The organism is Pseudomonas sp. R1-6, from assembly GCF_051132115.1.
Taxonomy (GTDB): domain Bacteria; phylum Pseudomonadota; class Gammaproteobacteria; order Pseudomonadales; family Pseudomonadaceae; genus Aquipseudomonas.
In genome coordinates, this window is sequence record NZ_CP071662.1 from 5,294,749 (window position 1) to 5,321,289 (window position 26,541).

At 62.6% G+C, this 26,541-nt stretch carries 18 protein-coding genes; 5 read left to right on the forward strand and 13 right to left on the reverse strand.

What is annotated here, in order from left to right; genetic code table 11:
- Positions 1-17 precede the first annotated feature (17 nt).
- Positions 18-764 carry an NRDE family protein gene (locus J3P81_RS23785; RefSeq protein WP_420766467.1) on the reverse strand — a complete coding sequence of 249 codons (747 nt, stop codon included), beginning with the start codon at positions 762-764 and terminating at the stop codon, positions 18-20.
- Positions 765-1,030: 266 nt separating this feature from the next.
- Here J3P81_RS23785 and J3P81_RS23790 point away from each other — a divergent pair, with 266 nt between their 5' ends.
- From J3P81_RS23790 to J3P81_RS23800, 3 genes are all read left to right on the forward strand, one after another.
- Entirely contained in the window at positions 1,031-1,813 is a 783-nt protein-coding gene (locus tag J3P81_RS23790) for a sulfite exporter TauE/SafE family protein (protein WP_434564166.1), read from the forward strand.
- 68 nt (positions 1,814-1,881) lie between these two features.
- On the forward strand, positions 1,882-2,691 hold the full coding sequence (gene lgt, locus J3P81_RS23795; protein ID WP_434561254.1) for a prolipoprotein diacylglyceryl transferase: 810 nt from the start codon (positions 1,882-1,884) through the stop codon (positions 2,689-2,691).
- Between the two features lie 49 nt (positions 2,692-2,740).
- Complete coding sequence (locus J3P81_RS23800; protein ID WP_434561256.1) at positions 2,741-3,712, forward strand: thymidylate synthase; 972 nt, start codon at positions 2,741-2,743, stop codon at positions 3,710-3,712.
- Positions 3,713-3,835: 123 nt separating this feature from the next.
- Here J3P81_RS23800 and cadR read toward each other — a convergent pair whose 3' ends face one another.
- Complete coding sequence (cadR, locus tag J3P81_RS23805; RefSeq protein WP_434561258.1) at positions 3,836-4,282, reverse strand: Cd(II)/Pb(II)-responsive transcriptional regulator; 447 nt, start codon at positions 4,280-4,282, stop codon at positions 3,836-3,838.
- An 85-nt stretch (positions 4,283-4,367) separates the two neighbouring features.
- On the opposite strand from cadR, the gene J3P81_RS23810 reads away from it, so the two are divergent.
- Positions 4,368-6,587, forward strand: a complete 2,220-nt coding sequence (locus tag J3P81_RS23810) for a heavy metal translocating P-type ATPase (protein ID WP_434561260.1) — start codon at positions 4,368-4,370, stop codon at positions 6,585-6,587.
- Positions 6,588-6,774: 187 nt separating this feature from the next.
- Here the strand turns inward: J3P81_RS23810 and J3P81_RS23815 are convergent, their stop codons facing one another.
- The 3 genes from J3P81_RS23815 to J3P81_RS23825 are packed head-to-tail and all read right to left on the reverse strand — an operon-like array spanning position 6,775 to position 11,983.
- Positions 6,775-9,822: an efflux RND transporter permease subunit gene (locus tag J3P81_RS23815; protein WP_434561262.1), complete on the reverse strand. Its 3,048-nt coding sequence runs from the start codon at positions 9,820-9,822 to the stop codon at positions 6,775-6,777.
- The gene (locus J3P81_RS23820) at positions 9,819-10,883 is read right to left on the reverse strand and encodes an efflux RND transporter periplasmic adaptor subunit (protein ID WP_434561264.1); all 1,065 of its coding nucleotides are present in this window, start codon (positions 10,881-10,883) and stop codon (positions 9,819-9,821) included. Before J3P81_RS23820 ends, J3P81_RS23815 begins: the two co-directional genes overlap by 4 nt.
- Positions 10,880-11,983 carry an efflux RND transporter periplasmic adaptor subunit gene (locus J3P81_RS23825; RefSeq protein ID WP_434561266.1) on the reverse strand — a complete coding sequence of 368 codons (1,104 nt, stop codon included), beginning with the start codon at positions 11,981-11,983 and terminating at the stop codon, positions 10,880-10,882. The genes J3P81_RS23820 and J3P81_RS23825 overlap by 4 nt, the downstream gene beginning before the upstream one ends.
- 120 nt (positions 11,984-12,103) lie before the next feature.
- Between J3P81_RS23825 and J3P81_RS23830 the strand changes: the two genes are divergently transcribed.
- The gene (locus J3P81_RS23830) at positions 12,104-13,264 is read left to right on the forward strand and encodes an AAA family ATPase (protein ID WP_434561268.1); all 1,161 of its coding nucleotides are present in this window, start codon (positions 12,104-12,106) and stop codon (positions 13,262-13,264) included.
- A 523-nt stretch (positions 13,265-13,787) separates the two neighbouring features.
- Here the strand turns inward: J3P81_RS23830 and J3P81_RS23835 are convergent.
- The 8 genes from J3P81_RS23835 to J3P81_RS23870 all read right to left on the reverse strand — a co-directional run bounded on the left by J3P81_RS23835 (position 13,788) and on the right by J3P81_RS23870 (position 26,506).
- Positions 13,788-14,570: a MetQ/NlpA family ABC transporter substrate-binding protein gene (locus J3P81_RS23835; RefSeq protein ID WP_420766480.1), complete on the reverse strand. Its 783-nt coding sequence runs from the start codon at positions 14,568-14,570 to the stop codon at positions 13,788-13,790.
- A 217-nt stretch (positions 14,571-14,787) separates the two neighbouring features.
- Positions 14,788-15,723 carry a sigma 54-interacting transcriptional regulator gene (locus J3P81_RS23840; protein ID WP_434561270.1) on the reverse strand — a complete coding sequence of 312 codons (936 nt, stop codon included), beginning with the start codon at positions 15,721-15,723 and terminating at the stop codon, positions 14,788-14,790.
- 46 nt (positions 15,724-15,769) lie between these two features.
- A complete protein-coding gene (locus J3P81_RS23845; protein ID WP_420766482.1) occupies positions 15,770-16,351 on the reverse strand; it encodes an alpha/beta hydrolase in 582 nt (193 codons plus the stop codon).
- Between the two features lie 196 nt (positions 16,352-16,547).
- Positions 16,548-16,793, reverse strand: coding sequence for a DUF2789 domain-containing protein (locus J3P81_RS23850; RefSeq protein ID WP_420766483.1), 246 nt, complete (start codon positions 16,791-16,793; stop codon positions 16,548-16,550).
- Positions 16,794-16,909: 116 nt separating this feature from the next.
- Positions 16,910-17,845, reverse strand: a complete 936-nt coding sequence (locus J3P81_RS23855) for a sulfotransferase family protein (RefSeq protein ID WP_434561272.1) — start codon at positions 17,843-17,845, stop codon at positions 16,910-16,912.
- On the reverse strand, positions 17,833-18,618 hold the full coding sequence (locus J3P81_RS23860; RefSeq protein WP_434561274.1) for an aspartyl/asparaginyl beta-hydroxylase domain-containing protein: 786 nt from the start codon (positions 18,616-18,618) through the stop codon (positions 17,833-17,835). The genes J3P81_RS23855 and J3P81_RS23860 overlap by 13 nt, the downstream gene beginning before the upstream one ends.
- 12 nt (positions 18,619-18,630) lie before the next feature.
- The gene (locus tag J3P81_RS23865; RefSeq protein WP_420766486.1) at positions 18,631-20,145 is read right to left on the reverse strand and encodes a TolC family protein; all 1,515 of its coding nucleotides are present in this window, start codon (positions 20,143-20,145) and stop codon (positions 18,631-18,633) included.
- A 40-nt stretch (positions 20,146-20,185) separates the two neighbouring features.
- Positions 20,186-26,506, reverse strand: a complete 6,321-nt coding sequence (locus tag J3P81_RS23870) for an Ig-like domain-containing protein (protein WP_434561276.1) — start codon at positions 26,504-26,506, stop codon at positions 20,186-20,188.
- Positions 26,507-26,541 lie beyond the last annotated feature (35 nt).

The window sequence follows — 26,541 nt, forward strand, 5'->3', positions numbered from 1 at the left end:
ACAGGTTCCGTGCTGCATTAAACAATTAATTCCACCTCCCCCAAATGCCCCCCATGGGGCCCGAAACTGCGCTCGACCATCTGCCGCGTTCCATCGGCATGGACGATCAGCGCCGTGCTCGCCCGCGTCCCGTAGGCCGGGCTGGCGATGAAGACACTCGACAGCAGCATTTCCGTCGCCAGCCCCACACCAGTGTCCGGCAACTCGGCCACTGGGGCCGGTTGCGGATCGCTCAACAGCGCCAGCAAGGCCTGGGGGTGCGGGTCATGCAATACCTCACTCAACGCAGCCCGGGCCTTGAGCAACTTGGGCCAAGGCGTGTTCAGCCCAGCGTTCGACAAGCCATAGACCCCTTCAGCCAACTGCTGAGGTCGGGCATCGCGTGCGTTGTAGTGCCACAGCTGCGTGCCGTCGCCAAGCAGCAGGTTGAAGCCGCCGTACTCGCCGGCACGCGGCACCACGTCGCTTAGATAATCAGCGATCGACAGATCCCCGATCAGGAACCGCGCCACCAGCTCGCCGCGAGACTTGAATGCTGGTAGCTGACCGGGGTCGCGGATGTTGGTCAGGGCCGCGAAGCGAGCACCGGCACCTACGCCAAGCCAGGTGCCGCCAGCCTCCAGGTCACGACCGGCATGGACATGGGGCGCGTCGGGCCACTGGGCCAGGGGCAAGGTCGGTCGCGCGTAGAACTCGTCGCGGTTGGCCGCGACGATCAGCGGCTGGGCGTGGCCAGGGCGCCAGGCAAATACGATCAGGCACATCAGGTTGTCCTGTTAAGAATGAAGCTGAACAACACCGCTTTTGCGGCGAGGGAGCTTGCTCCCGCTGGGCTACGAAGTAGCCCTAAAAACCTCGTTGGGTGGGCGTCGCCCACCAGCGGGAGCAAGCTCCCTCGCCACAAAGGCTATTCGTCGCATCCCCACCACTCTACCCATACATCACTGACGCATCCATCGCCTTCAGTGGAGCCCAGGCCCCTCGATCCGTTACCATGCCGCTCTTATTTGCGATGGTCGAGGCAACGCTGGTGGAATTTGTGCTCTATCTGCTGCTCGGCGCCTGTGCCGGGGTGCTGGCCGGGCTGTTCGGCGTGGGGGGCGGCATGATCATCGTCCCGGTGTTGGTGTTCAGTTTTACCCTGCAGGGGTTCGATCCGCAGGTGTTGACGCACCTGGCCGTGGGCACTTCCCTGGCGTCGATCATCTTCACTTCGGTGAATGCCGTGCGCGAGCATCATCGAAAAGGGGCCGTACGCTGGCAGATCTTTACCTGGATGACCGTCGGGATCCTGATCGGTGCCGGTTTCGGCGCGATTACCGCCGAAGCGATTTCCGGTCCGCACCTGCAAAAAATCATTGGTGTGTTCGCCATGCTCGTCGCCGCGCAACTGGCCTGGGATTTCAAGCCAAAGGCCAGCCGCACGGTACCGGGCAAGGTTGGCTTGTCCCTGGCCGGCACGGTGGTCGGCTGGGCCTCGGCGATTTTTGGCATCGGTGGCGGTTCGCTGACCGTACCGTTCCTGACCTGGCGCAGCGTACCGATGCAACAAGCGGTGGCGACTTCTTCGGCCTGTGGATTGCCCATCGCCCTGGTCAGTGCGTTAAGTTTCATGATTCTGGGGTGGCAGGATCCACTGTTGCCACCCCATAGTCTCGGTTTTGTGTATTTGCCGGCGCTGCTGGGCATCGCCCTGACGAGCATGGTCTTCGCTCGCGTCGGCGCGAGGTTGGCCCACCGTTTGTCGCCGCGCTTGCTCAAGCGGCTGTTCGCCGCCTTGCTGTTCAGCGTGGGCTTGAGTTTCCTGCTCTGACACAATCCTGGCTTAATCCCGAGGTGGCAGCGTCGCCCGGGAATTTTTGACGTTCATGAGGAATGCCCATGCTGCCTTACCCGCAGATCGATCCGGTGGCCCTGGCCATCGGTCCGCTGAAAATCCACTGGTACGGCCTGATGTACCTGATCGGTATCGGTGGCGCCTGGCTGCTGGCGTCGCGGCGGCTCAACCGCTTCGACCCGACCTGGAACAAGGAAAAGCTCTCCGACCTGGTGTTCTGGTTGTCCATGGGGGTGATCGTCGGCGGACGCCTGGGCTACGTCCTGTTCTACGACCTGAGCGCCTATCTGGCCAACCCGACGTTGATATTCGAAGTCTGGAAGGGCGGCATGTCATTCCACGGTGGGTTCATCGGCGTGATGCTGGCGGCGCTGTGGTTTGGCAAGCGCAACAACAAATCGTTTTTCGAGCTGATGGACTTCGTCGCGCCGATGGTACCGATCGGTCTGGGGGCCGGGCGCATCGGCAACTTCATCAATGCCGAGCTGTGGGGCAAGCCGACCGACGTACCGTGGGCGATGGTCTTCCCACCGTTCAGTGACCCGTCGCAGTTGCCGCGCCACCCGTCGCAGCTCTATCAATTCGCCCTCGAAGGCGTGGCACTCTTCCTGATTCTCTGGCTGTTTTCGCGCAAGCCGCGACCGACCATGGCGGTGTCGGGCATGTTCGCGCTGTTCTATGGCATCTTTCGCTTCATCGTCGAGTTCGTCCGCGTCCCGGACGCCCAGCTCGGCTATCTGGCGTGGAACTGGCTGACCATGGGCCAGGTGCTGTGCCTGCCGATGATCATTGGCGGTCTGGCGCTGATCTGGCTGGCCTATCGTCGCGCGCCGGCTGCAGTGGCCAAGGTTTAAAAATTCGAACCCCGGGGCACGGCCTCGGGTTCAAGGACACAGGTAATCCATGAAGCAATATCTCGATCTGGTGGCCCACGTCATCAAGAACGGCACCAAGCAAGCCAACCGCACCGGCGTGAACACCATCAGCTTCCCTGGCGCCATGCTGCGCTATGACCTGAAGGAAGGCTTTCCCGCCATCACCACCCGCAAGATGGCCTTCAAGTCGGCCATCGGCGAGATGTGCGGTTTCCTCCGTGGCGTGAACAACGCCGCCGAGTTCCGCGCCCTGGGCTGCAAGGTCTGGGACCAGAACGCCAACGAAAATGCCCAATGGCTGGCCAACCCATTCCGCCAGGGCGAAGACGACCTGGGCGAGATCTACGGCGTGCAATGGCGCAAATGGCCGGCGTACAAACAGATCCCCCTGAGCAACCCGGCGGCCATCGAGCAGACGCTCGTCCAGGGTTACCGCCAGATCGCCGAGGGCGAAGAAAACGGCCAGGCCTACGTGGTGCTGTACAAAGCCATCGACCAGGTTCGCCAGTGCGTCGACACCATCATCAAGGACCCGGGCAGCCGGCGCATCCTGTTCCACGGCTGGAACTGCGCCCAGCTCGATGAAATGGCATTGCCGCCGTGCCATCTGCTCTACCAGTTCCACCCGAATGTCGAGACGAAGGAAATCTCCCTGACCCTCTACATCCGCTCCAACGACCTGGGCCTGGGCACGCCATTCAACCTCACCGAGGGCGCCGCGCTGCTGAGCCTGATCGGTCGCCTGACCGGCTACACGCCGCGCTGGTTCACCTATTTCATCGGCGATGCCCACGTCTACGAAAACCACCTGGACATGCTCAACGAACAGCTCACCCGCGAGCCGTTCCCGATGCCCAAGCTGGTGATTTCCGAGCGTGTACCGGAATTTGCCAAGACCGGCATGTACCAGCCGGAGTGGCTGGAACAGGTGGAGCCGAGCGATTTTTCCCTGGAAGGCTACCAGCACCATGCGCCGATGACCGCGCCGATGGCGGTCTAAAAAACAGCTCCCTTCCCTGTGGGAGCGAGCCTGCTCGCGATAGCGTCCTCACATTCAATACTTATGTGACTGATCCACCGCTATCGCCAGCAGGCTCGCTCCCACATTGGTTTTCCTTGCCGCTCAATGCCCATGGCTCCTGCCTACATGGGAATGCTCCACATCCGGCGCCACCGCGCCACTGACTTCCAGCCGCTGCAAAATCCCACATTGGTCCAGATCCGGCCCTTCGCCACAGCGATGGCGCAGGTCGATCAGTTGTGCCTGCAACGCCATCAGGCCATCGATGCGGGCCTTGACGTGATGGATGTGCTCGTCGATCAGTGCATTGACGCTTTCGCACTGGTCCTGGGGGCTGTCGCGCAGGGCCAGGAGGCTGCGGATTTCTTCCAGGGTCATGTCCAAGGTGCGGCAGTTGCGGATGAACGTCAGCCGCTCGGCATGGGCCTGGGTGTAGACGCGGTAATTGCCGTCGCTGCGGGCCGGCTCCGGCAACAGGCCCTCACGTTCGTAGTAGCGGATGGTTTCCACCTGGCAGTCGGTGATTCTCGCCAGTTCTCCGATTTTCATGATGCAGCCTCCGAAATAGGTGCTTGACCCTATAGTGGCTACAGGGTCTTTACTGCGCAACAGGTACTTTTCATGGACGTCCCCAATGAGCGATTCCCTTCACCTTCATAACCCCGACCACGGCCACGGCCACGGGCATTCCTGCTGTGCTGCGAAAGCAGCACCGTCGGTGGTCAACCTCGGCAAAACACCGACGGACGGTGCGCGGCTGAGCAGCTTTCGCATCCAAGCCATGGATTGCCCCACCGAGCAAACGCTGATCCAGAACAAACTCGGCAAGCTCGAAGGCGTGCAACAGCTGGAATTCAACCTGATCAACCGGGTATTGGGCGTGACCCATGACCTGCCCAGCGACGCCCCGATCGTCAAGGCTATCGAGTCCCTTGGAATGCAGGCGGAGCTGTTGTCCGATGGCCAGGAAAGACCCACCGCCAACCTGCCTGCCCCAGCGAAGCCCTGGTGGCCGCTGGCGTTGTCCGGCGTCACGGCACTGGCTGCCGAGGTGATCCATTTCACCAGTGCCGCGCCTGATTGGGTGGTTGCCCTGGTCGCGCTGGTGTCGATTCTCAGCGGCGGCCTCGGCACCTACAAGAAGGGCTGGATTGCCCTGAAAAACCTCAACTTGAACATCAACGCCTTGATGAGCATTGCCGTGACCGGCGCCGTGCTCATCGGCCAATGGCCGGAAGCGGCGATGGTGATGTTCCTGTTTACCGTGGCCGAGCTGATCGAGGCGAAATCCCTCGACCGGGCGCGCAACGCCATCAGCGGCCTGATGCAAATGACGCCGGAGCAAGCCACGGTGCAACAGGCCGACGGCACGTGGCAGGTAGCGGACGTAAAAACCATCGCCCTCGGCGCAAGGGTGCGGGTTCGTCCTGGCGAGCGGGTTGGGCTGGACGGTGACGTGGTCGCTGGACGCTCGACCATCGATCAGGCACCCATTACCGGTGAAAGCCTGCCGGTGGAAAAATCCGTGGGCGACAAAGTGTTCGCCGGCACGATCAACCAGGCCGGTGAACTGGAATACACCGTGACCGCCGTCGCCGACCAGTCCACCCTGGCGCGGATCATTCACGCCGTGGAGCAAGCCCAGGGTTCCCGGGCGCCGACCCAGCGTTTCGTTGATCAATTCTCGAAAATCTACACCCCGGCGGTGTTTGCCCTGGCCCTGGCCATGGCGGTCATCCCACCGCTGCTCATGGACGCGAGCTGGTTCGACTGGATCTACCGCGCACTGGTCCTGCTGGTGGTGGCCTGCCCTTGTGCGTTGGTGATTTCCACCCCGGTGACCATCGTCAGTGGCCTGGCGGCTGCGGCGCGCAAAGGCATATTGGTCAAGGGCGGCGTTTACCTTGAGGGTGGCCACAAACTCGATTATCTGGCTTTGGACAAGACCGGCACGATTACCCATGGCAAACCGGTACAGACCGATTACGTACTGCTGAACCCGACTCTGGAGACGGCGGTCCCGGCCCTGGCCGCCAGCCTCGCGGCGCGCTCAGACCATCCGGTATCCCAGGCGATTGCCGAGGCGGCTGTGGATAAAAACCAGCCGCAGCAGACTGTGGATAACTTTGCGGCGCTCCCTGGGCGCGGCGTCCGTGGCGACATCGGTGGCCAGACGTATCACCTGGGCAATCATCGCCTGGTGGAAGACCTTGGCCTCTGCTCCCCTGAGCTTGAAGAGAAGCTCTTCGCCCTGGAAAAACAAGGCAAGTCCGTGGTGCTGCTGCTCGACAGCACAAAACCCTTGGCGCTGTTTGCCGTCGCTGACACCGTCAAGGATTCCAGCCGAGAAGCCATCCGGCAACTGCATGATCTGGGTATCAAGACGGTGATGCTGACCGGCGACAATGCCCACACCGCCGAAGCGATCGCCAGGCAGGTGGGCATGGATCAGGCCCGTGGCGACCTGCTGCCAGAGGACAAGCTACACGCCATCGAAAGTCTTTACGCCCAAGGCCACCGCGTCGGCATGGTCGGCGACGGCATCAACGACGCCCCGGCGCTTGCCCGCTCGGAAATCGGTTTCGCCATGGCGGCGGCCGGCACCGACACGGCCATCGAGACCGCCGACGTGGCCTTGATGGACGATGACCTGCGCAAGATTCCGGCATTCGTCCGGCTGTCGCGGCAGACCTCGAGCATCCTCAAGCAGAACATCGCCCTGGCGCTGGTCATCAAGGCGATTTTCCTTGGGGTGACCTTTGCAGGGCTTGCGACCATGTGGATGGCGGTGTTTGCCGACATGGGGGTGAGTCTGCTGGTGGTGTTCAATGGGTTGCGGTTGTTGCGCAAGTAAAAATTGCGCGCTGCCGAGACCAGACACCTGACCTGTGGCGAGGGGATTTATCCCCGCTGGGCTGCGAAGCAGCCCCAAAAGGCTGCAAACCCGGTGTATCAGGTTGAATGAGGTTGTTTTCTTTGGGGCTGCGGTGCAGCCCAGCGGGGATAAATCCCCTCGCCACATCTGACAGTACTCGGCCGCCTCAATCACGCTTCGGCTCACGGATCTTGTACCAGGCCACGTACAGCGCCGGCAGGAACAGCAGCGTCAGCAGCGTGGCGACGATGATGCCGCCGATCATCGCGTAGGCCATCGGCCCCCAGAACACTTCCCGGGCAATCGGGATCATCCCCAGGCTCGCCGCGGCAGCTGTCAGCAGGATCGGCCGGCGCCGATGCTCGGTGGCTTCCACCACGGCGTCCCACGGCTCGTAGCCGTCACGCTCATACTCATCGATCTGGGTCACCAGGATCACCGAGTTACGGATGATGATGCCGATCAGCGCGAGGATGCCGAGGATCGCCACGAAGCCCATGGGCGTGCCCGTCGGCACCAGCGCCAGCACCACGCCAATCAGGCCCAACGGCGCGACGCTCGCCACCAGAAACAGCTTCTGCACGCTGTGCAGCTGGATCATGAGGAACGTCGCCATCAAGAACAGCATCAGCGGCACAACGCTGGCGATTGGCCCTTGGGCCTTGCTGCTTTCTTCCACCGTACCGCCGGTGGCGATCTTGTAGCCCACTGGCAATTTGGCGGCGAATTTGTCGATGTCCGGTTGCAGTTGCCGCACCAGGTCCGTGGGCTGGATTTCATCGCGCACGGCGGCCTTGATGGTGATGGTGGGCTTGCGGTCGCGACGCCACACCAGCGGCTGCTCCAGCTCGTAACGCACCGTGGCGAAGGCCAGCAATGGAATCGACGTGCCGCTCGGGGTAACGATCTGCAGATTCTGCAGGGTTTCCGGCGAGCCGCGCTCGGCGTCTTCGGCGCGCCCTACCACGTCGATCAGGTAGATATCGTCGTTGACCTGGGTCACCGGCGAGCCGCTGACGATGCTGTTCATCAGCCGGGCGACATCGTCCGAAGACAAGCCCAGTTGCCGCGCCTTGTCTTGGGCGATGTCGATGCGCAGCACTTTGCCTGGCTCGTTCCAGTCGTAAATGATTTCGCCGATGTGGGAGTTCTTGTCCAGCTCGGTCGCCAGCTCGATGGCGTGCTTGCGCACCTGGTCGATGTCCTTGCCGCTGACGCGATACTGGATCGGACGGCCCACCGGCGGGCCCATTTCCAGGGCCTGCACGTAGCTGCCAATGCCGACGAAATCCTCCCGCAGGCGTTTCTGCAGACGTTCGGTCAGGGCCGCGCGCGACTCCAGGCCCTTGCTGACGATCACCAGTTGCGCGTAGTACGGATTTTGAAGCTGTTGGTCCAGCGGCAGATAGAAACGAATCGCGCCTTCGCCGATGTAAGTACTCCAGCGCGCGATGTCCGGGTCATCCTTGAGGGTCGCTTCCAGGCGATCGACCGCCTTGCGCGTCTCGTCCATCGAGGCGTTCTGCGGCAGGTTGAGGTCCACCAGGATCTCTGGGCGGTCCGAGGACGGGAAGAACTGGTTCTGCACGAAGCGCATGCAGAACACCGCCAACGCAAACAGCAACACCGTGATGCCAATGGCCCACCAGCGATTGCGCATCGCCCACAACAGGCCACCGTTGAAGGCCCGACCAATGCGCCCCGGCTCGGCGCTGTGGGGTTTGATGTTGGTGCTCAGGATGTGCACGCCGATCACCGGCGCAAACAGCACCGCGACGATCCATGACACCAGCATCGCCACGGCAATCACGGCGAACAGGGTGAAGGTGTATTCGCCCGCCGAACTGGCGTTCAGGCCGATGGGCACGAAACCGGCCACGGTCACCAGGGTCCCGGTGAGCATGGGGAAGGCGGTCGAGGTATAGGCAAAGGTGGCGGCCTGGTCCTTGGTGTCGCCTTTCTCCAAGCGGGTGACCATCATCTCCACGGTGATCATTGCATCGTCCACCAGCAGGCCCAGGGCGATGATCAGCGCGCCGAGGGAGATCCGCTGCATGGTGATGCCGCTGTATTCCATGAAGACAAAAACCATCGCCAACACCAGCGGGATCGAGCAGGCCACCACCAGCCCCGCCCGGATGCCGAGGCTGATGAAACTGACGACGAGCACGATGATCACCGCCTCGAACAACGCGCTGGTGAAGCCGCCGACGGCCTCCTCCACCACTTCGGCCTGGTCCGACACCGTGTGCACGCCGACGCCCACCGGAAGGTCGGCGGTCAGTTCGTTCATGCGTGCATGCAGGGCCTTGCCGAATTCCTGGATGTTGCCGCCCTTCTTCATGGCGATGGCCAAGCCAATGGCCGGCGTGCCGTTGAAGCGGAACATCGGTGTGGCGGGGTCGACGTAGCCACGGCGGATATCGGCGATGTCGGCCAGTCGATAAAAACGGTCGTTGAGTCGCAGGTTGACGTTGGCCAGGTCCTTTTCCGACTGGAACTGGCCCGAGGTGCGCACGGAAATCCGCTCTGGCCCGGCGTCGATCACACCGGCCGGGGTCACCGCGTTCTGCGATTGCAGGCTCTGCACCACTTGGCGCTGGTCGATTCCCAGCGCCGCGAGTTTGCGGGTGGAGAAATTCAGGTACAGCACTTCGTCCTGCTCGCCGACCATTTCCACCTTGCCCAGGCCAGGCACCTCGCGGATCTCGGCACGTACTTGCTCCACGTAGTCGCGCAACTGACGCATCGACAAGCCGTCGCCGGTGAAGGCGTACACCGAGCCATAGACGTCACCGAACTCGTCATTGAATCCCGGCCCTTGGAGGCCTTCCGGGAAATCGCCGCGAATGTCGTTGATCTTCTTGCGGACCTGGTACCAGATCTCGGGAATCTCTTCGGCGCCAGTGGTATCGCGCAGATAGACGAATACCGTCGATTCCCCGGGTCGGGTGTAGCTCTTCACATAATCGAGGGAGTCGAGCTCTTCGAGTTTTTTCTCGATGCGGTCCGTGACCTGCTTGAGGGTTTCTTCCTGGGTCGCGCCAGGCCAGCGCGTCTGGATGACCATGGTCTTGATGGTGAACGAGGGGTCCTCTTCGCGGCCCAGGTTCAGGTACGAAAACACGCCCATCAACAACGCGACGAACATCAGGTACCACACGAACGACTGATGCCGCAGGGCCCATTCCGATAAGTTGAAAGGCCCTTTCATCGTGCTTCCTCGTCGAGTTTCACTTTTTGCCCCGGCTGGAGACTGTTCACGCCAGCGCTGACCACGCGGTCGCCGGGCTTGATGCCGTTGGCCACCAACACCGAGCCGTCCGACCGTTCCAGCACCTGCACGTCCCGTGGCGAAACCGTCTGGTCCTGCGGGTTGATCAGCCAGATTCGCGTCTTGCCATCAACCTCTTGCAAGGCGCTGAGCGGCAGTTCGATGCGTGGCTCGATGGCCGAGCTAAGGGTCACGCTGATCGCCGTGCCCAGGCGAAATCCCGGTGGAGTATCGGTCAGCGTCAGGCGCGCGCGACGGGTGCGGGTGGCGCTCTGGGCCTGGGGCTCGATTTCGCGCACGATGGCCGTGGTGTGGGTCGCCGGGTCCAGTTGCGCGGCGACTTCGAACACCACGTCCTCGGGCAGGCGCTCGGCCAGCCCGGCGGGCAGGTCGATCACCGCTTCCTTCACGTCGGGCCGGGCCAGGGTCACTACTTGCTGGCCGGCGGTCACCACTTGCCCCGCCTCGGCATTCCAGGCCGTGACAACAGCGTCATGGTCGGTATGCAGCTCGCTGTAGTTGAGCTGATCGCGGGCTTGCTCCACCGAGGCCCGGGCCTGCTCCAGGGACGCGGCGGTGGTTTTCAGGTCCGTCTGGGCGATGTCCAGTTGCGCCTGGGCACCGACCCCTCGGTCGAATAATTGTTGCTGCCGGCGAGCGTTGGCCTGGGCATTGATGTACTGCGCCTGGATCCGCGCGAGATCGCCTTGGGCGGCGCGCAATTGGTTCTGCTGATCAGTGGGATCGAGGGTCGCGAGCAGGTCGCCCTTCTTCACCTCGGCGCCGACATCGACGTTGCGGCTGGCAATGCGGCCCGGCACCCGGAACCCCACGTTGGTCTCGTAACGCGCCTGGATATTCCCCGCGAAACGTCCCAGCGCCTGTTGGTCCAAAGCCCGGACTTCGATGGACAACACCGGTCGCACCGGCTCCGGCGGCGCCTCTTCCTTCGAACAGGCGGCCAGCAGCAGGCCGGCCAAGACCATCCACAAGCGCTTCATGGCTGGGCTCCTGTCGGGGCTTTGGCGTGGTTGTTTTCGGCGATCTCGACGCGCACGCCAGGATGGAGCAGCTGCCCGCCGGCAATGATGACCTTCTCGCCGCCCTTGAGCCCGTCGCTGATGATGACCTTGCCGGTCAAGTAACGACCGACCGTGACCGTATGCAGTTGCGCCTTGCCCTCGTCGTCCACCAGCCACACGGCGGGCTCGCTGAGGTTCTTGGTCAGTGCCGACCAGGGCAGTTCCACGGCCGTCTTTCCGGCGGACTTGGCCGTGGCGCTGACCACGGATCCCAGGCGCATGCCTTCAGGCAAGTCATGAAGCGTGACCTTGACCTGCACGGTGCCGGTCTCGGCGGACACCGCCGGGGTGATCTCACGCACCGTACCGGTGGTCTTGATAGCAGGGTTGTCCAGCAGACTGATGGTGATAGCCGGGTCCGACGGCGGTTCGCGCAGCAGAGATTCATAGATGTTGAACACTGCGTCACGCTCACCGTCCCTGGCCAGGCTGAAGATCGGCTCGGTGGCCTGGACCACCTGGCCGACTTCCGCCTGGCGTGCCGTGATGATGCCAGGCGCCTCGGCGATCAGCGCGGTGTAGCTCAGCTGTTCGCGAGCATTGGCCAGTTGTGCCTGGGCCGCCGTCAGCGCGCTCTGGCTACTGCGCAGTTGAGCCTGGGCCGCGTCGTATTCACTCTGGCTGGTATAGCCTTTGGGCAAGAGCTTTTGCTGGCGCACGAAGGCGGCGGCGCTCTGCTTGACCCGCGCCTGTTCGGCTGCCACCTGGGCTTCGGCGGAGTCGACGTTGGTCTGCAAGTCGCGAGGATCGAGCCTGGCCAACACTTGCCGGGCCGAGACCCGGTCACCGACGTCAACCTTGCGCTCGATGATCTTGCCGCTCACGCGAAACGAGAGGTCGGCCTGAACGCGGGCCTGGACATCGCCGGTCAGCGTCACGGAGGCCGCGTATTCGCTGGGCGTGGCTTGCTGTATGAACACCCGTGGCAAGGCTTTTTCCTCGGGTTTCTTATCACCGCACCCCGTCAACAACGCACACACGCCCAAGCCAACAATCAATTTGATTCCGGGACCAGTCATGCAGACTCCTTTGCGTTGTACCGACGTACCAGTGACGATACGACTCTGAGCTTAGAACAGGGTTCACCGAATGCACGGCAATCGGGCAGACTTGATTGCGACCACGCAAAGGAAATATGCATGCTCAAGACATTGGCGGTGGCCAACTACCGATCCATCAATAAATTGGTCATCCCGTTGGGTCGGTTGAACTTGATCACCGGCCCTAACGGCAGCGGCAAATCCAATCTGTACAGGGCCTTGCGACTGTTGGCGGAGACGGCACAGGGCGGAGTGGTAAATGCCTTGGCCCGTGAAGGCGGGCTGGATTCGACCTTCTGGGCCGGCCCCGAAGAAATCAGCCGGCGCATGCGCAACGGCGAAGTGCCAGTGCAGGCGGTCGTGCGTCAGGGCACCAAGCGCCTGCGCCTGGGATTCGCCGGTGAAGACTTCAGCTATTCGATCGCGCTCGGCCTGCCGGCGCCCAGTCGATCGGCGTTTTCACTGGACCCGGAAATCAAGCGCGAGTGCATCTGGGCTGGCCCCGTGTTCCGACCGGCCAGCCTGCTGGTGGACCGCAACGGGCCGATGGTCCGTGCCCGCGAAGGCCGTTCGTGGGATGTCCTGTCCCAGCACACCCCGACCTTCGATAGCCTGTTCGACCAGGTCGGCAGCCTGCGTGCTTCGCCGGAGGTGCTGCAAATGCGTGAATTCATCCGCCGCTGGCGTTTCTATGATCACTTTCGCAGCGACGCCGACGCCCCGGTGCGCCAACCGCAACTGGGCACACGCACACCGGTGTTGCATCACGATGGGCGCGATTTGGCCGCAGCCCTCCAGACCATTCTTGAAATCGGTGACGTCGACGCGTTGCATGGGGCCATCGGCGATGCGTTCCCCGGTGCCCATCTGCAGATCGACAAGCTGCAAGGCGGACGTTTCGCCATCGCGTTCCAGCAACACGGCCTGCTACGGCCGCTGACCGCCGCCGAACTGTCGGACGGGACCCTTCGCTACCTGCTGCTCGTGGCCGCGCTGCTCACACCGCGACCGCCGTCGCTGATGGTGCTCAACGAACCGGAAACCAGCCTGCACCCCGACCTGTTGCCGGCCCTGGCGCGCTTGATCATCCGCGCTTCGGCCAGTTGCCAGGTCTGGGTCGTATCCCACGCCTCGCGCCTGATTGCCGCGCTGGAACAGGATGAGGACTGCAATTGCATCGTGCTGGAGAAAGATTTCGGGCAGACGGGAATCGTCGGGCAGCTGGCACTGGATGAGCCGGCGTGGCACTGGCCGGATTAACCGCCGCCCCCTGTGGCAAGGGAGCGCCAAGGGTTATATCCATCTGAAAACCCACCCTACGATTTGCCGTGGCAAAAGAAGGCGACTACTTTCCTTCGCTGTAGGAAAGCTCTTTTTTTCGCAATGCCCCTCCAAGGATGCTCCGCTTTTGGCCAGACTCCTGGCTGAACACACAAGGAAGAAAAACATGGCTGAAGTAAAAGTGCCGCAGCGACTGGAACCGCAGGACATATTGAAATTGCTGGTGGCGTTGCGCCGGGCGTTGAAGACCAGAATGGCCTGATTTTCGCCTTTGATCTTGTGGCGAGGGAGCTTGCTCCCGCTGGCCTGCGTAGCAGGCCCCCAGTCGTCCTTAATGCAGATCGCATTAGCGGGTTTTGCGACTGCTGCGCAGCCGAGCGGGAGCAAGCTCCCTCGCCACAGGTAATCCTGTCCCTGACCCAAGCAATCTTTCGAGCATAAAAAACGCCGACGCTGTATCAGCCGTCGACGTTTGAAACCGTAACAGGGTTTACCGCGCGAATCAGAACGCCGGCAGTACCGCGCCGCTGTACTTCTTCTCGATGAACGCCTTCACTTCCGGGCTGGTCAGGGCCTTGGCCAGTTTCTGGATGGCGTCGCTGTCCTTGTTGTCCGGACGGGCGACCAGGAAGTTAACGTAAGGCGAATCCGAACCTTCGATAACCAAAGCGTCCTTGGCCGGGTTCAGGCCTGCTTCCAAGGCGTAGTTGGTGTTGATCATGTCCAGGTCAACCTGATCCAGCACCCGCGGCAACATGGCCGATTCCAATTCCTTGAACTTGAAGTTCTTCGGGTTCTCGGCGATGTCTTTCGGCGTCGCCAAGGCGTTTTTCGGATCCTTGAGTTTGATCAGGCCAGCCTTCTGCAGCAGGATCAGGGCCCGGCCGCTGTTGCTGCCTTCGTTAGGGATGGCGATGGTTGCGCCGTCCTTCAGCTCAGCCAGGCTCTTGACCTTTTTCGAGTAGCCGCCAAACGGTTCGACGTGCACGCCGATTACGGTTACCAGATCAGTGCCTTTGCCTTCGTTGAAGCTCTTGAGGTACGGCAGGGTCTGGAAGTAGTTGGCGTCCAGGCGCTTTTGGTCAACCTGTACGTTGGGTTGAACGTAGTCGGTAAAAACCTTGATCTCCAGGTCCACGCCTTCTTTGGCGAGGGCTGGCTTGATCAGCTCAAGGATTTCGGCGTGGGGTACCGGGGTGGCTGCGACGACCAGCTTCTCTGCGGCCTGGACCAGGCCCGAGGTGAGGGCTGCCGCCAATGCGGTGAACAACAGAACCTTTTTCATGCGGTGTCCTTATCGAAAATCACAGGCGTCATGGACGACGGCCAGAAGTAAAGTGCCAGCGAAGTGCTATCGCTGGCGTGATGCGCAAGATACCGATATTTTTTATGCCTTAACAATATCTTTTATTCAAGTTCATATTCATTTTACTCATATACGAAAACCGCAGATTTTGGTGGCGAGGGAGCGAGCACCTTCGCCGCAGTTGAACGGGTCCGGTCTAGAGCGTTTGGCTCAATTGAACGAGCCACGCTTTGAGGGCCAGGCGTTCGGTTTCCGAGCCCTGGGCGATAACCTGCGCCACCTGGCCGTCGATCAGTCCCAGGGCCGATGGCCGGGAGGGCAGATTCAAATGCTCCGGCAAAATCTCGTTTCCCGTGCTCACCAGCAATGCGAAGTGAATGACGTTTTCCAACTCGCGTGTATTGCCCGGCCAGCTGTGCCGTTCGAGGGCATGCTGCGCCGCTTCGCTGATCAGCGGCACCGTCAAACCAAGCCGCTGGCTGTAGATGCCCAAGAAGTATTCGGACAGGGACAGGATGTCGCCCACTCTTTCGCGCAAGGCCGGCAGCTCAAGCTGACCCTCGCAAAGGTAGTGGTAGAGCCGATCATGGAATTTTCCAGCCGACACCGCTTGCGCCAGATCGATACTGGTGGCCGCGACCAGGCGTACGTCCACCGGACTGGGCTGGTGCGCACCAACGCGAGTGACTTCATGGTTCTCCAGGGCCGCCAGCAATTTGATCTGGATCGGCAACGGCAAGTCGCCAATCTCGTCCAGGTAAAGCGTGCCGCCATTGGCCGAGCCGAACCACCCCGCCCGGCTGCTGGCCGAACCGCTATGGCTGCCAGCGGCGTAGCCAAACAACTCGGCATCGGCGTAAGTAGGGCTGATGGCGCCGCAATTGACTGAAACGAACAACCCGCCCCGATTGCTTTCGCGGTGGATGTGCCTGGCCAACAGCTCCTTGCCGGTGCCGGTTTCGCCGCGGATCAACACCGAGACCGAGCGCGGTGCCAATCGCTCCAGCTCCTGGCGTAACTGCCGCGAACGTGGGTCGACGAAAACCAGCGCCTTGGCGCGGATGCTCAGAGGGCTTTTTTCCGAGTCGGGAAAGGTCAGCAATGGCTGGCCAAAGGTTTCGTTCAGGGTCATGGAAGGCTCCCGCCCAAACCGCCGGGAGACGGAGGGCACTAAAAATTCAGGCACGACGCAGGGCGTGATGCTCCATGCGCGTTTGCAGGCGGTAGAGATAAGCGAAACCCTGCTCCCAACGCTGATGTCCGGATTTCACGTTGATATGCCCGGCCCCCGCCAGAATCCCGGCCTCGGCCCCCCAGTTGCGTGCAAGCTCCAGCGCGCGCGGGGCACTGACTGCCGCGTCGTTGTCGGAACTGACCACTTGGCTGGGGAATGGCAGCAGGTTCGTCGGGATCGGCGCGAAATTGCGCAACGCCGGGGCGCAGGCCGGCCGCTCCACATCCGCCGGTGCCACGAGCAACGCGGCGCGCACCTGTCGTAACAGCTGCACCGGAGCTGTAGCAGCCCAATGGGCAACCGTGATGCAACCCAGGCTGTGCGCGATGAGAATCACCGGCGTGCTGTCAGCGGCGATGGCTTCTGCCAGCGCGGCGACCCAATCTTCTCGGCGTGGCGTCAACCAGTCAGCCTGTTCGACCCGGGTGCTATTGGGCAGGCTGGCCTGCCAGTGGGTTTGCCAATGATTGTCTGGCGATCCTTGCCAGCCCGGCACAATCAGGTAGCGAATCGATTCGTTGCGCATGGGGCTCTCCTGCGTATCTGTTTGCGGACGAGTATAAGGAGGAGAGCTGCATTGCTTAAGGAATAAGAAGCTATTTATTAAGGCTTAAATAGCATAACTGATCAGCCCATGGGGAAGCGCGCTTGCTCGCGATCTGTTGTGTCTGGCATCGGCACTGATTGATTAGCTCGCTAGCACAAGTATTGCAGCATAAGCCTCAACCACTTCGGCCCTTGCGCAGCAGCACGTCGAGCTGATCCACCACCACCGCCCAATCGGCATCTTCGAGAATTTCATCACGCAGCAATTGCCGCTGGCTCTCGTTCCAGAAGAATGCGTCGGCCAGATGCAATTCGGGCTTGAGCGGCGAGTGGCTGGCGATGAATTGATCGATGCTGACGGCGTCGTCGGGCAGGCCGAGTTGTTTGAACAGCGCGGGAAGGTTATGGATCGGGGTTTCCATGCGAAACTCCTGAGCATGAAAGGATCAACTGGGGGACTCTCGCAGTCTAGTCCTTTGAAGCGAACGCTGAACCCTTTGTGGCAAGCACCTTCACCGCAGAAGCGGGATCGCCTGGACTACAACGATCTCAACGCTTCATAGGGTGCCTGCGCGTAACACCTGACCCGCTCATGCAACAGCGCCGAAGCCTCCCGGCGCTTGTCCTCGCTGTCGCCAGTGAACGCCTGCGCCGGCTGCTTGGCATGCTGCCCCACTTTTGCGAACACTCGCCTGCGTTGCTCATCATCAAGCCCGAAAAACGCCGCCAGCCTTCCCGTCATCGCCTCGGGCAGTTCGGTGTAGTCCACCGCCATTGCGGCAAACGCCTGGCAGTGCTCCAGACCTGTCGTCAACAAACGGCCCACCCGACGCGAGATGAAATCTTCCTGGCTGACGAAGGGTAATTCATCGTCGAGCACGCTCGCCCCGATCAACCCCGGCACCATGTGCATGCCAGGGCGGCGCAGATGGGAGACGGCAATTTCCAGCGGATCGCGGTACAGGAACAGCCGAGGCGTATCGGGAAAACATTCGCGCAACAGCGCCAATTCGCCGATGTTCCAGGCGTCGAGCTTGATCACCAGCCGTTGCTCCCCACCTCGACGGCGCTGCCCATAGGCCGACACCAAGCCTTTGAGCGCCACGCGCCGTCCGGCAGGCGGCAAATCACTGCGCAGCAGCGCATCCAGGGGCGGCGGCTCCGAGATGACGATGTGGTCATCCAGTTGGGCGAGCATCTGGCTGATCAGTGTCGAGCCGCATCGGGAGGCATGGAAGATGAATGCGCTGGGCGCCAGGCCGGGGCTCTGTCGCTGCCATTGGCCCAGGACGTCCAAGGGTGTCTGGCGGCGGAACACCAGGTTGAAGGGCAAGCGCAGGGCTTCTTCCACGGCATCGCCGAAGAACGGCTGCGACAGTCGTCGGTCACCGAACCAGCACCAATCGACTCGCCACTCACCGGCCTCCTGCCACACGCGGATCGGCAACCAGCCATCCAGCCTCAGGGCTTGCACTGGTCACTCCATTGTCGGCGACCGTGGCGCATGGCAGCCCGCAATTGCTCCCGGGTGAAATGCAGCCCTTGTTCCGCCCCAAGCGTCAGCGCGGTTTCAACGAAAGTGTCCAGGTCATGAAGGCCTTGCAATGCGCTGGCAAGCTGAGGATCGACCTCCACGCAATGCTGGAAACGGGCCAGGTCGCTTTGCCCAACGACGGCTTCGGGTGTACTACGCAGCCCCTCGGCTATCTGCTGGTCCAACCATGGCCCGGGGCGACAATCGAGCACCAGATGGATTCGCGCCTGGTCGCCTTGATTGGCAACGCGATGAGGACGCGCCAGATCGAGAAACCAACATTCGCCCGCCTGCATCGCAATGATCTGCCCGTCCAGCCAGAACGTAACCCCCGGCGAGCTCAGCAGCGGAACGTGCAGGCGCAGGTCGGCGTCCGGACCGCCCAGGTCATAGTCGCGATGCTCATGGATGAGACCACCCGGGCCCAACCGCAGCAGGCGGGCCGAGACGATATCCAGAGGCCAATCGGCCAATGCTTCTTGCCAGCGACCATCCTCTGACCAGGGCACGCGGTACACGGGCTTACCGTGTCCGGGCGACAGCTCGGTCAAGGCATCGGCAGCCGAGATCAACGCCACGCCGCTCCAATCACCGCTGTGATAGGCAGTGTTGAAATGCCCTCGCCAACGCTCGTCCTTGATGGCTGCCAGCGCTTGCAACAGCAACGGCAGGTTCACCGTGACGGGCAGGCGGGAAAACGCCGGGCGCGTCATGGCTGTGCCCGGTTATTGAGTCATCGTGGCTGTTTTCGGCAGCGTGATATCGCCCTGCGCCCAGGCCGCTTCGCGATTGGCCAACGCAGTGGCAATCGACTGCACTTCGGTGGACTGCACCTCGTTCGGCAATGGGTCGAGGCCGGCACTGGCGAAGATTTGTCCGTAGGCGTTGCGCAGGTCGGCATAGGCCAGGTCCCGCCGCAGGTCCGCCTGCAAGGTATTCAGCTCGCCTTGGATCAGGTCCAGTTCGCCAATACCCGCAGCCTGGTGACGGCTACGCAGTTGACCGACTATTTGCCCATCGATGTCCGACAGCTCCTGGCTGGTCTTGAACTGGCGCAGCGCTTCGCGGTAGTTGGCGTTGGCAACGTACAGCTGCGCCAACACGGCGATCGACATCGCCTGGCGCCGTGCCGCCGCGACTTCTTCACCGGCCTTGGCCACGTCGATAGCCGCTGGAGCGGAGATGACATTGAACAGGTTCCAGGTGACTTTGACGCCGTAGTCGGCCCAGCCCTGCTCCACCAGGAACGAGTTGCTGTCGTAATGCCCGCCGGCGGAAAATTCCAGCCCCGGCAGCAAGCGCAACATGGCCTTGCGAGTTTCCGCCGCAGTGATGCGGGTCTGGTAGTCCTGCTCGCGCAGTTCCGGCCGGCTGGCCAGCGCTTCCTGTTCGAGGCGAGCCAAATCGACCTTGAGTTCCGGGATGGCGTACTCATCCTGGGTCGCCAGGGTCAGCTCGGTGCCCAACGGCAGATTGATCAGGGTCGCCAGTTCGGTCTTGGCCAGGGACAAGGCCCGGCGCTGTTCTTCCAACTGACGGGTCGCCTGTATCAGCGAGCGCTGGTAACCCAAGGCCTGCACCGGGTCGCCGATGCGCTGCTCGCTCATGCTCTGGCTGTTGCCTCGCGCCGCCTCGACCCGGGCCATCAGGCTGTCGATCTGCTTGAGCAAACGTTCGGCGGCCATGGCTCGCCAGTAGGCCGAGCGCACATCCTGGACGATGGTATTGATCACCTTGCGCCGGCGTTCCTGCACGATCAATCTTTGGTCACCGGCCTGCTTGGCGCTGATGTAGCTGACGCCAAAATCGAGCACGTTCCAGACCATGGTCAGGTCCGCCACTTCGCGGTCGCGGTCTTGGGAGGTCGACGGTTCCAGGGACTGGGTGCCGGTCTCCACGCTCTGGCTGCTGGAGGCGCTGACGTTGTTACGCCCCACATAACCGGCATCGAGGGCCATGCGCGGCAGCATGTCGAAGCTGGCGAGGTCCAGCTGACGCTTGGCCAAGGCCTCTTCCATGATTTTCAGGCGGCCTTCGAGGTTGTACTTCACCGCGCGGGCCATGGCCTGGTGCAGCGTCAACGGACCACTGAGGGGCTCCTGGTCCTTGTACATATTCTGCAGGTCGTTCCGGGCGCGCTGTTCGCTGGTGCTTCGATCGATCGGCTCGCTGGTGACCGCACAACCGCTGATCACCAACGCCAGCAAACTCACACCGAATAACTTCTGACTTCTATTCATCCCTGGATTGCCCCTGGCTACCGTATTTTTTATGGAATTCTCAGGCCAGCGCTTGGCTGGTGCCGACCTGTTTCAAAGCCGTCGCGAGGCTGTCCACCTGGCGTTGTTCTGTGTCTTTGAGCTGCTGCAACTGCTGGCCCAAGGTCGGAGCGCCAAACACGCCGCGCAGGCCTTGGGAGGCATCGCCCCCCGTTATCGACCGGTTCTCGAAGGCATCCAGCGACTCGCCATCGGAACCCGTGTCCTGGTTGAACAAACTAGAAATCGTGCTGCTGCCAAACACGCCGCCGTCGCCGCCGCCAAAACCCAGGAACCCTTGGCCCGAGCCGTCCCCGCCGGCGTCACTGCTGAAAACCTGGGCGATATAGCTGGGCGCCAACTCGCCACGGTTGATGAAGATATCCCCGATGGGCCGAAGACCACCGCCCACGTCCCGTTGCTCGAACAGCGGCGGGAAGCCCAGCGGCGAGCCCAAGTCGCCGGTTGGCGGGTTGAAAATGATTGGTTGCAAGGGCACCTCGGACGACGGGATGGCCGTGACCGGATCCGAGATCAGGAACTCTGGCGGTGGTTTCACATCGTTGGCCACCACGGTGTCGATCGCATAGTTGTTGGACACCGACACGCTTGACCCGGCGTTGCCCGACAGATCGCTGACGTTGCTGGTATCCAGGGCGATGAAGTTGCTCGGGTCGGTGAGGTTCACCGACGGAGTGAAGGTCGCTGTCCAGGTCTTGCCGCCGTCGTTGCTGCTCAGGTTGCTCAGTTCGCCGTTGGTGACGCTCAGGTCCGACAGGTCGAAATCCGTCACCGCCTCGCTGAAGGTGAACGTGACCTGGGTCGTCTGGCCCACGCCCAGGCTCGGATTGGCCACCACGATGGTCGCGGTCGGCCGGGTGGCGTCGAGGGCGTAGTTGGCGGAGATGGCAATGCCGACACCGGCATTGCCGGCGCTGTCCTGCACGTTACTGGCATCCAGCAAGATCAAATTGGTGGCGTCGTTGATACCCGCCGTCGGCGTCAGGGTCGCCGTCCAGGTCAGGCCGCCGTCAACGCTGGCGAGGTTGGACAGCACGCCATTGGCGACGCTGAGGTCCGACAAGTCGAAACCGGACACCGCCTCGGTGAAGCTGATGGTCACTGTCGTGGTCTGGCCAATGCCCAGGGACGTATCGCCCACCACGATGGTGGCGCCCGGACGCACGGTGTCGACCGCGTAGTTGTTGGAATTGACTATGCCGACGCCGTCATTGCCCGACACGTTTGACACACCGCTGGTGTCCAGGCTGATCAGGTTGCTGGTGTCAGTGACGTTGCTTGCCGGGGTAAACGTTGCCGTCCAGGTGACGCCGCCGTCGGTCGAGGACACATTGCTCAGCGTCCCGTTGCTGACGGTCAGGTCGCTGTTGTCGAAACCGCTCACCGCTTCAGAGAACGTGATCGTCACCAGTGACGTTTCGCCCACGCTCAGCGCTGGATCGGCCACCACGACGGTGGCGGTCGGCACGCGGGTCTCGACGGCGTAGTTGGCCGAATTGGTGGTACCGGTACCGGTGTTGCCGGCCCCATCGCTCACACCGGTGTTGTCGAGGACGATCAGGTTGGTGGTGTCGCTCACGCCCAGGGTCGGGGTAAACGTGGCAGTCCAGGTCAGGCCGCCGTCGCTGCTGCTCACGGCGCTCAAGGTGCCGTTGGCAACGCTCAGGTCATCATTGCTGAAGCCGCTCACCGCCTCGCTGAACGTTATGGTCACCTGGGCGGTTTCGCCCGGCCTCAATGATGAATCACTCAACACGACAGTGGCGGTAGGGCGCTGGGTATCGAGCGCGTAGTTGTTGGAGACGGTCGCGCCGACGTTGCCATTGCCCGCCAGATCGATGATGCCGCCGTTATTGAGGGAGATCACGTTGCTGCTGTCGTTGATCCCGTTGGTGGGCGTAAGGGTCGCGGTCCAGGTGATACCGCCGTCGCTGCTGCTCAGCCCGGAAATCGTACCGTTGGCGACCGTCAGATCCGCGGCGGTGAATGCGGTCACCGCCTCGCTAAAGGTGATGGTGACCAGCGACGTCTCGCCGGCACCGATTGCCGTGTCGGCCACGACAATGGTCGCGGTGGGTCGCACCGTATCCACCGCATAATTGTTTGAGTCGGTGGTGCCGACACCCGCGTTGCCCGCCACGTTGATCACGCCGGTGTTGTCCAGGGTGATTACGTTGGTGGTATCGGAAATGCTGACGCTCGGCGTGAACGTGGCTGTCCAGGTAACACCGCCGTCGACACTGCCGACATTGCTCAGGGTGCCGTTGCTGACGGTCAGGTCACTGTTGTCGAAACCGCTCACCGCCGAGTTGAAGGTGATGGTCACGGTCGTGGTTTCGCCGATGCCGAGGGTGCTATCGGCAATCACGACGGTCGCTGTCGGCACGTTGGTATCGACTTGGTAATTGTTGGAACTGGTGGTGCCAGTGCCGCTGTTACCGGCCCCGTCCGCCACGCCGGTGTTGTTCAGGACGATTATGTTGGAGATGTCGCTCACCCCAAGGGCCGGCGTGAAAGTAGCGGTCCAGGTGATGCCGCCATCGCTGCTGCTCACTGCGCTCAACGTGCCGTTGGCCACGCTCAGGTCCGAATTATCGAACCCGCTGACCGCTTCGGAGAAGGTGATGGTCACCAGGGAGGTTTCGCCGACGCTCAGCGCCGTATCGGCGATCACGATGGTGGCGGTCGGGCGCTGGGTGTCCACGGCGTAGTTGTTGGAATCGGTGGTGCCACTGCCAGTATTGCCTGCGCCATCCACCACGCCGGTATTGTTGAGGGTGATCAGGTTGGTGGTGTCGGTGACGCCTGCCGATGGCGTGAACGTCGCCGTGTAGGTGATGTTGTCGCTGGTGCTCAGGCCACTCAGGCTGCCGTTGGTGACGCTCAGGTCGGCCAGGGTGAAACCGGTCACCGCTTCGCTGAAGGTAATCGTCACCACCGATGTTTCGCCAGCGCCAACGGCCGAGTCGGCGACCACGATGGTGGCGGTCGGACGCGCGGTGTCGATGGCGAAGTTGTTGGAGTCGGTGGTGCCGCTGCCAGCGTTGCCCGCCGCGTCGGCGACGCCGGAGTTAGCCAGGGTGATGAGGTTGCTGGTGTCGCTGATGCTGGCGGTTGGCGTCAGCGTCCCGGTCCAGGTGATGCCGCCGTCGCCGCTGCTCAGGCCGATAACCGTGCCGTTGGCGACCGTCAGGTCAGCGGCGGTAAAGCCTGTCACTGCTTCGTTGAAGGTGATGGTCACCAGAGACGTTTCGCCGACGCTCAGCGAGGTATCGCTGACAACGATGCTGGCGGTGGGACGCTGGGTATCAACGGCGTAGTTGTTGGAGCTGGTGGTGCCGCTACCGGCATTGCCCGCCGCGTCCGACACACCGGTATTGGCCAGGACAATCAGGTTGGTCGCGTCGCTGATAGTGGCGCTCGGTGTGAGCGTCGCGGTCCAGGTGATGCCGCCATCGCTGCTGCTCAGTCCACTCAACGAGCCGTTGGCAACCGTCAGGTCCGCCAAGGTGAAGCCGGTAACGGGCTCGCTGAAGGTAATCGTCACCTGGGACGTTTCACCGATGTTCAGTGCGGTATCGGCCACCACGATGGAGGCGGTCGGGCGCTGTGTGTCGATGGCGTAGTTGTTCGAGTCGGTGGTGCCGCTGCCGATGTTGCCGGCCAGGTCGGAAATGCCACTGTTGGTCAGCGTGATCAGGTTGCTGGTGTCAGTGACACTGGCGCTCGGCGTCAGCGTTGCGGTCCAGGTAATGCCGCCGTCGCTGCTGCTCAACCCGGTGACCGCACCGTTGGCGACCGTCAGGTCGGCGCTGGTGAAACCGCTCACCGCCTCGCTGAAGGTGATGGTCACCAACGAGGTTTCGCCCGCGCTCAACGCGGTGTCGGCGACCACGATGGTGGCGGTCGGGCGTTGCGTGTCGATGGCGTAATTGTTGGAGTTGGTCGTCCCCACGCCGGCGTTGCCATTGAGGTCCGCCACGCCGGTGTTATTCAACACAACGAGATTGGAGGTATCGGTGACCGCCGCGTCCGGCGTCAACGTGGCCGTCCAGGTGATACCGCCGTCGCTGGTGCTCAGGCCGCTGAGCGAGCCATTGGCCACAGTCATGTCGGCCGTGGTAAAGCCAGAGACCGCCTCGGAGAAGGTGATGGTGACCGTCGACGTCTCGCCAATCCTGAGGGCCGTGTCGCTCACCACGATGGACGCCGTGGGCGCCACGGTGTCGTTGACCACGTAATTGTTCGAGTCGGTGGTGCCCACGCCGGTATTGCCCGCCAGGTCGGCCACACCGGTATTGTTCAGGGTGATGATGTTGGTGGTGTCGGCGATGTTGCTGGCCGCCGTCAGGGTGCCGGTCCAGGTGATGCCGCCGTCGCCGCTGCTCAAGAGGCCAACGGTGCCGTTCTGCACCGTCAGGTCCGCCGCGGTGAGGCCCGTTACGGCCTCGGAGAAGGTGATGGTCACCGTCGTCGTGCCACCGGAGTTCAGGTTGGTATTGGCCACCACGACGGTCGCGGTAGGCGGTGTCTCATCCGGTACATAGTTGGTATTGATGGTGCCGCCGTCACCGTAGACGTTGGCCACCGATGCCGGTGAAACGCCGGCGCTGCCGGCACTCGTCCCACCCACACCACTGCCGCCGACGTTGCCGGCCAGGGCCGCGAAGTTGGCGGCGGTGATCAGGATCGTGCCTTTGTTCCAGATGGCGCCAACACCAACGCCACCCGCACCGCCCGCCTGCGTGTAACCCCCACCGGCGCCACCACCGCCACCGCCACCGCCGGCACCGACGTTGTTGGAGATAACCGAGTTGCCAATGACGCGCAGGGTCGCGCCGGTATCGTTATAGATACCCCCGACCGCGCCGCCACCTGCCCCACCGATGTCGTCATAACCGTCGCCACCGCCACCGCCACCGATGGACAAGCCACCGCTGCTGGCCGTGCCTCCGGCCGAACCGGTGCTGTAACCCGGATAGGCCGCACCGCCCGCACCACCCGTGGTGGAACCGCCACGCCCGCCAATGTTGAAGAAGCCGCCGCCCGCGCCACCCTGCCCGGCCGAGCCATTGGAACCCGTGGCGTTGAGCGTATCGCCGCCCTTGCCACCGATACCGCTACCGACCGCACCACCGCCACCACCGCCACCACCGGCGTATTGCGGCGTCACGCCACCGCCACCACCACCGCCAGACGCGGCGTTCGCGGTGACCGTGACGTTGCGCAGGGTCAGGGTGCCGGCGTTGTAGATACCACCGCCCTTGGACACCAGCGCATCGTCGCCGCCATTGCCGCCGTTACCCGCCGCCATGCCCCGAGTGATCACCAGCCCATCGAGGGTTGCCGTCGTGCCGGCCGTCACGTTGATGATCTGGGTCCGGTATTGGCCATCCAGGGTCACGTCGGCAACGTTGTCGTTGTTGAGATCGCCATCGATGGTGACGTTCTTGTTGACCACCAGCACCGACGTCAGCCCGACGGTCATGGTGTTATTGAACGTGACGATGTCGCCGTTCTGTGCGGAGGCCAGGGCCACACGCAGGGAACCGACGCCGGTGTTGAGGTTGTTGGTGGCGGTCCAGGTGGCCAGGCCCCATTGGTACTCGCTCATGGCCTTGCTCGACAGCACGTTGGCGCTTTCGATGGTGCCGGTGGCGATTTCCAGGTTCCAGTCGCCGCCCAGGCCGGTGCGGTCGTCGGAAGCGGCCACGTCTCGGCCGGTGAGCTGCGCCAGCGAATTGACCAGGCTCATGCCGCGGTCGCCTTCGGCGGTGTAGCAGCCGTAGATCAGGATATCGCCGCCGGCGTTCATGTCCTGGCCGATCTGCGCCAGCACCTCGGCGCGGGCCTGGACGTTGTCCGCCGACAGGTAGCTGTTGCCCAGCCACAAATCACCGGCGTTGCCGTGGGCAATGATCTGCACCGAGCTGACGCCCTGGTGCGTGTCCAGGTAATCGGCGATCTGTTGCAGGCCGTCCTTGGTGGCATCCAGTTGCACCACCTCGGTCCCGGGGGCCACGCCTTGCAGCAGGCTGCCAGCGTCCTTGACCCGTGAATCGACGAACACCACGGACTTGCCCGGGACGGCGGCCTCGGTGGCATCGGCCTGGCCTTGGGGAACATGGGTGTCGGAAGGCTGGTCCGCTGTGGGCGTCTTGGCCGCCTCGGCAGTCGGTTGCGCGTCCGATTGCGCCGCATCGGCCACGGTGGCCGCCACCGCGCCGTCGAACAGCATTCGCGGTTCCAGAGACATGATCATTGGCGATGCCAGGGGTTGCGTGCTCTCGGTTACCCGCGATTTGCCTTTGCTCCACCACATGACGATCACCTGGACTCGAACTTATTCAACACGCC

Coding starts and splice junctions, on each gene's coding strand:
- J3P81_RS23830 (WP_434561268.1), top strand. CDS start 12,104: ATGCTCAAGACATTGGCGGTGGCCAACTACCGATCCATCAATAAATTG.
- J3P81_RS23815 (WP_434561262.1), bottom strand. CDS start 9,822: ATGAAAGGGCCTTTCAACTTATCGGAATGGGCCCTGCGGCATCAGTCG.
- J3P81_RS23785 (WP_420766467.1), bottom strand. CDS start 764: ATGTGCCTGATCGTATTTGCCTGGCGCCCTGGCCACGCCCAGCCGCTG.
- J3P81_RS23845 (WP_420766482.1), bottom strand. CDS start 16,351: ATGCGCAACGAATCGATTCGCTACCTGATTGTGCCGGGCTGGCAAGGA.
- J3P81_RS23840 (WP_434561270.1), bottom strand. CDS start 15,723: ATGACCCTGAACGAAACCTTTGGCCAGCCATTGCTGACCTTTCCCGAC.
- lgt (WP_434561254.1), top strand. CDS start 1,882: ATGCTGCCTTACCCGCAGATCGATCCGGTGGCCCTGGCCATCGGTCCG.
- J3P81_RS23860 (WP_434561274.1), bottom strand. CDS start 18,618: ATGACGCGCCCGGCGTTTTCCCGCCTGCCCGTCACGGTGAACCTGCCG.
- J3P81_RS23835 (WP_420766480.1), bottom strand. CDS start 14,570: ATGAAAAAGGTTCTGTTGTTCACCGCATTGGCGGCAGCCCTCACCTCG.
- J3P81_RS23810 (WP_434561260.1), top strand. CDS start 4,368: ATGAGCGATTCCCTTCACCTTCATAACCCCGACCACGGCCACGGCCAC.
- J3P81_RS23820 (WP_434561264.1), bottom strand. CDS start 10,883: ATGAAGCGCTTGTGGATGGTCTTGGCCGGCCTGCTGCTGGCCGCCTGT.
- J3P81_RS23870 (WP_434561276.1), bottom strand. CDS start 26,506: ATGTGGTGGAGCAAAGGCAAATCGCGGGTAACCGAGAGCACGCAACCC.
- J3P81_RS23850 (WP_420766483.1), bottom strand. CDS start 16,793: ATGGAAACCCCGATCCATAACCTTCCCGCGCTGTTCAAACAACTCGGC.
- J3P81_RS23825 (WP_434561266.1), bottom strand. CDS start 11,983: ATGACTGGTCCCGGAATCAAATTGATTGTTGGCTTGGGCGTGTGTGCG.
- J3P81_RS23800 (WP_434561256.1), top strand. CDS start 2,741: ATGAAGCAATATCTCGATCTGGTGGCCCACGTCATCAAGAACGGCACC.
- J3P81_RS23865 (WP_420766486.1), bottom strand. CDS start 20,145: ATGAATAGAAGTCAGAAGTTATTCGGTGTGAGTTTGCTGGCGTTGGTG.
- cadR (WP_434561258.1), bottom strand. CDS start 4,282: ATGAAAATCGGAGAACTGGCGAGAATCACCGACTGCCAGGTGGAAACC.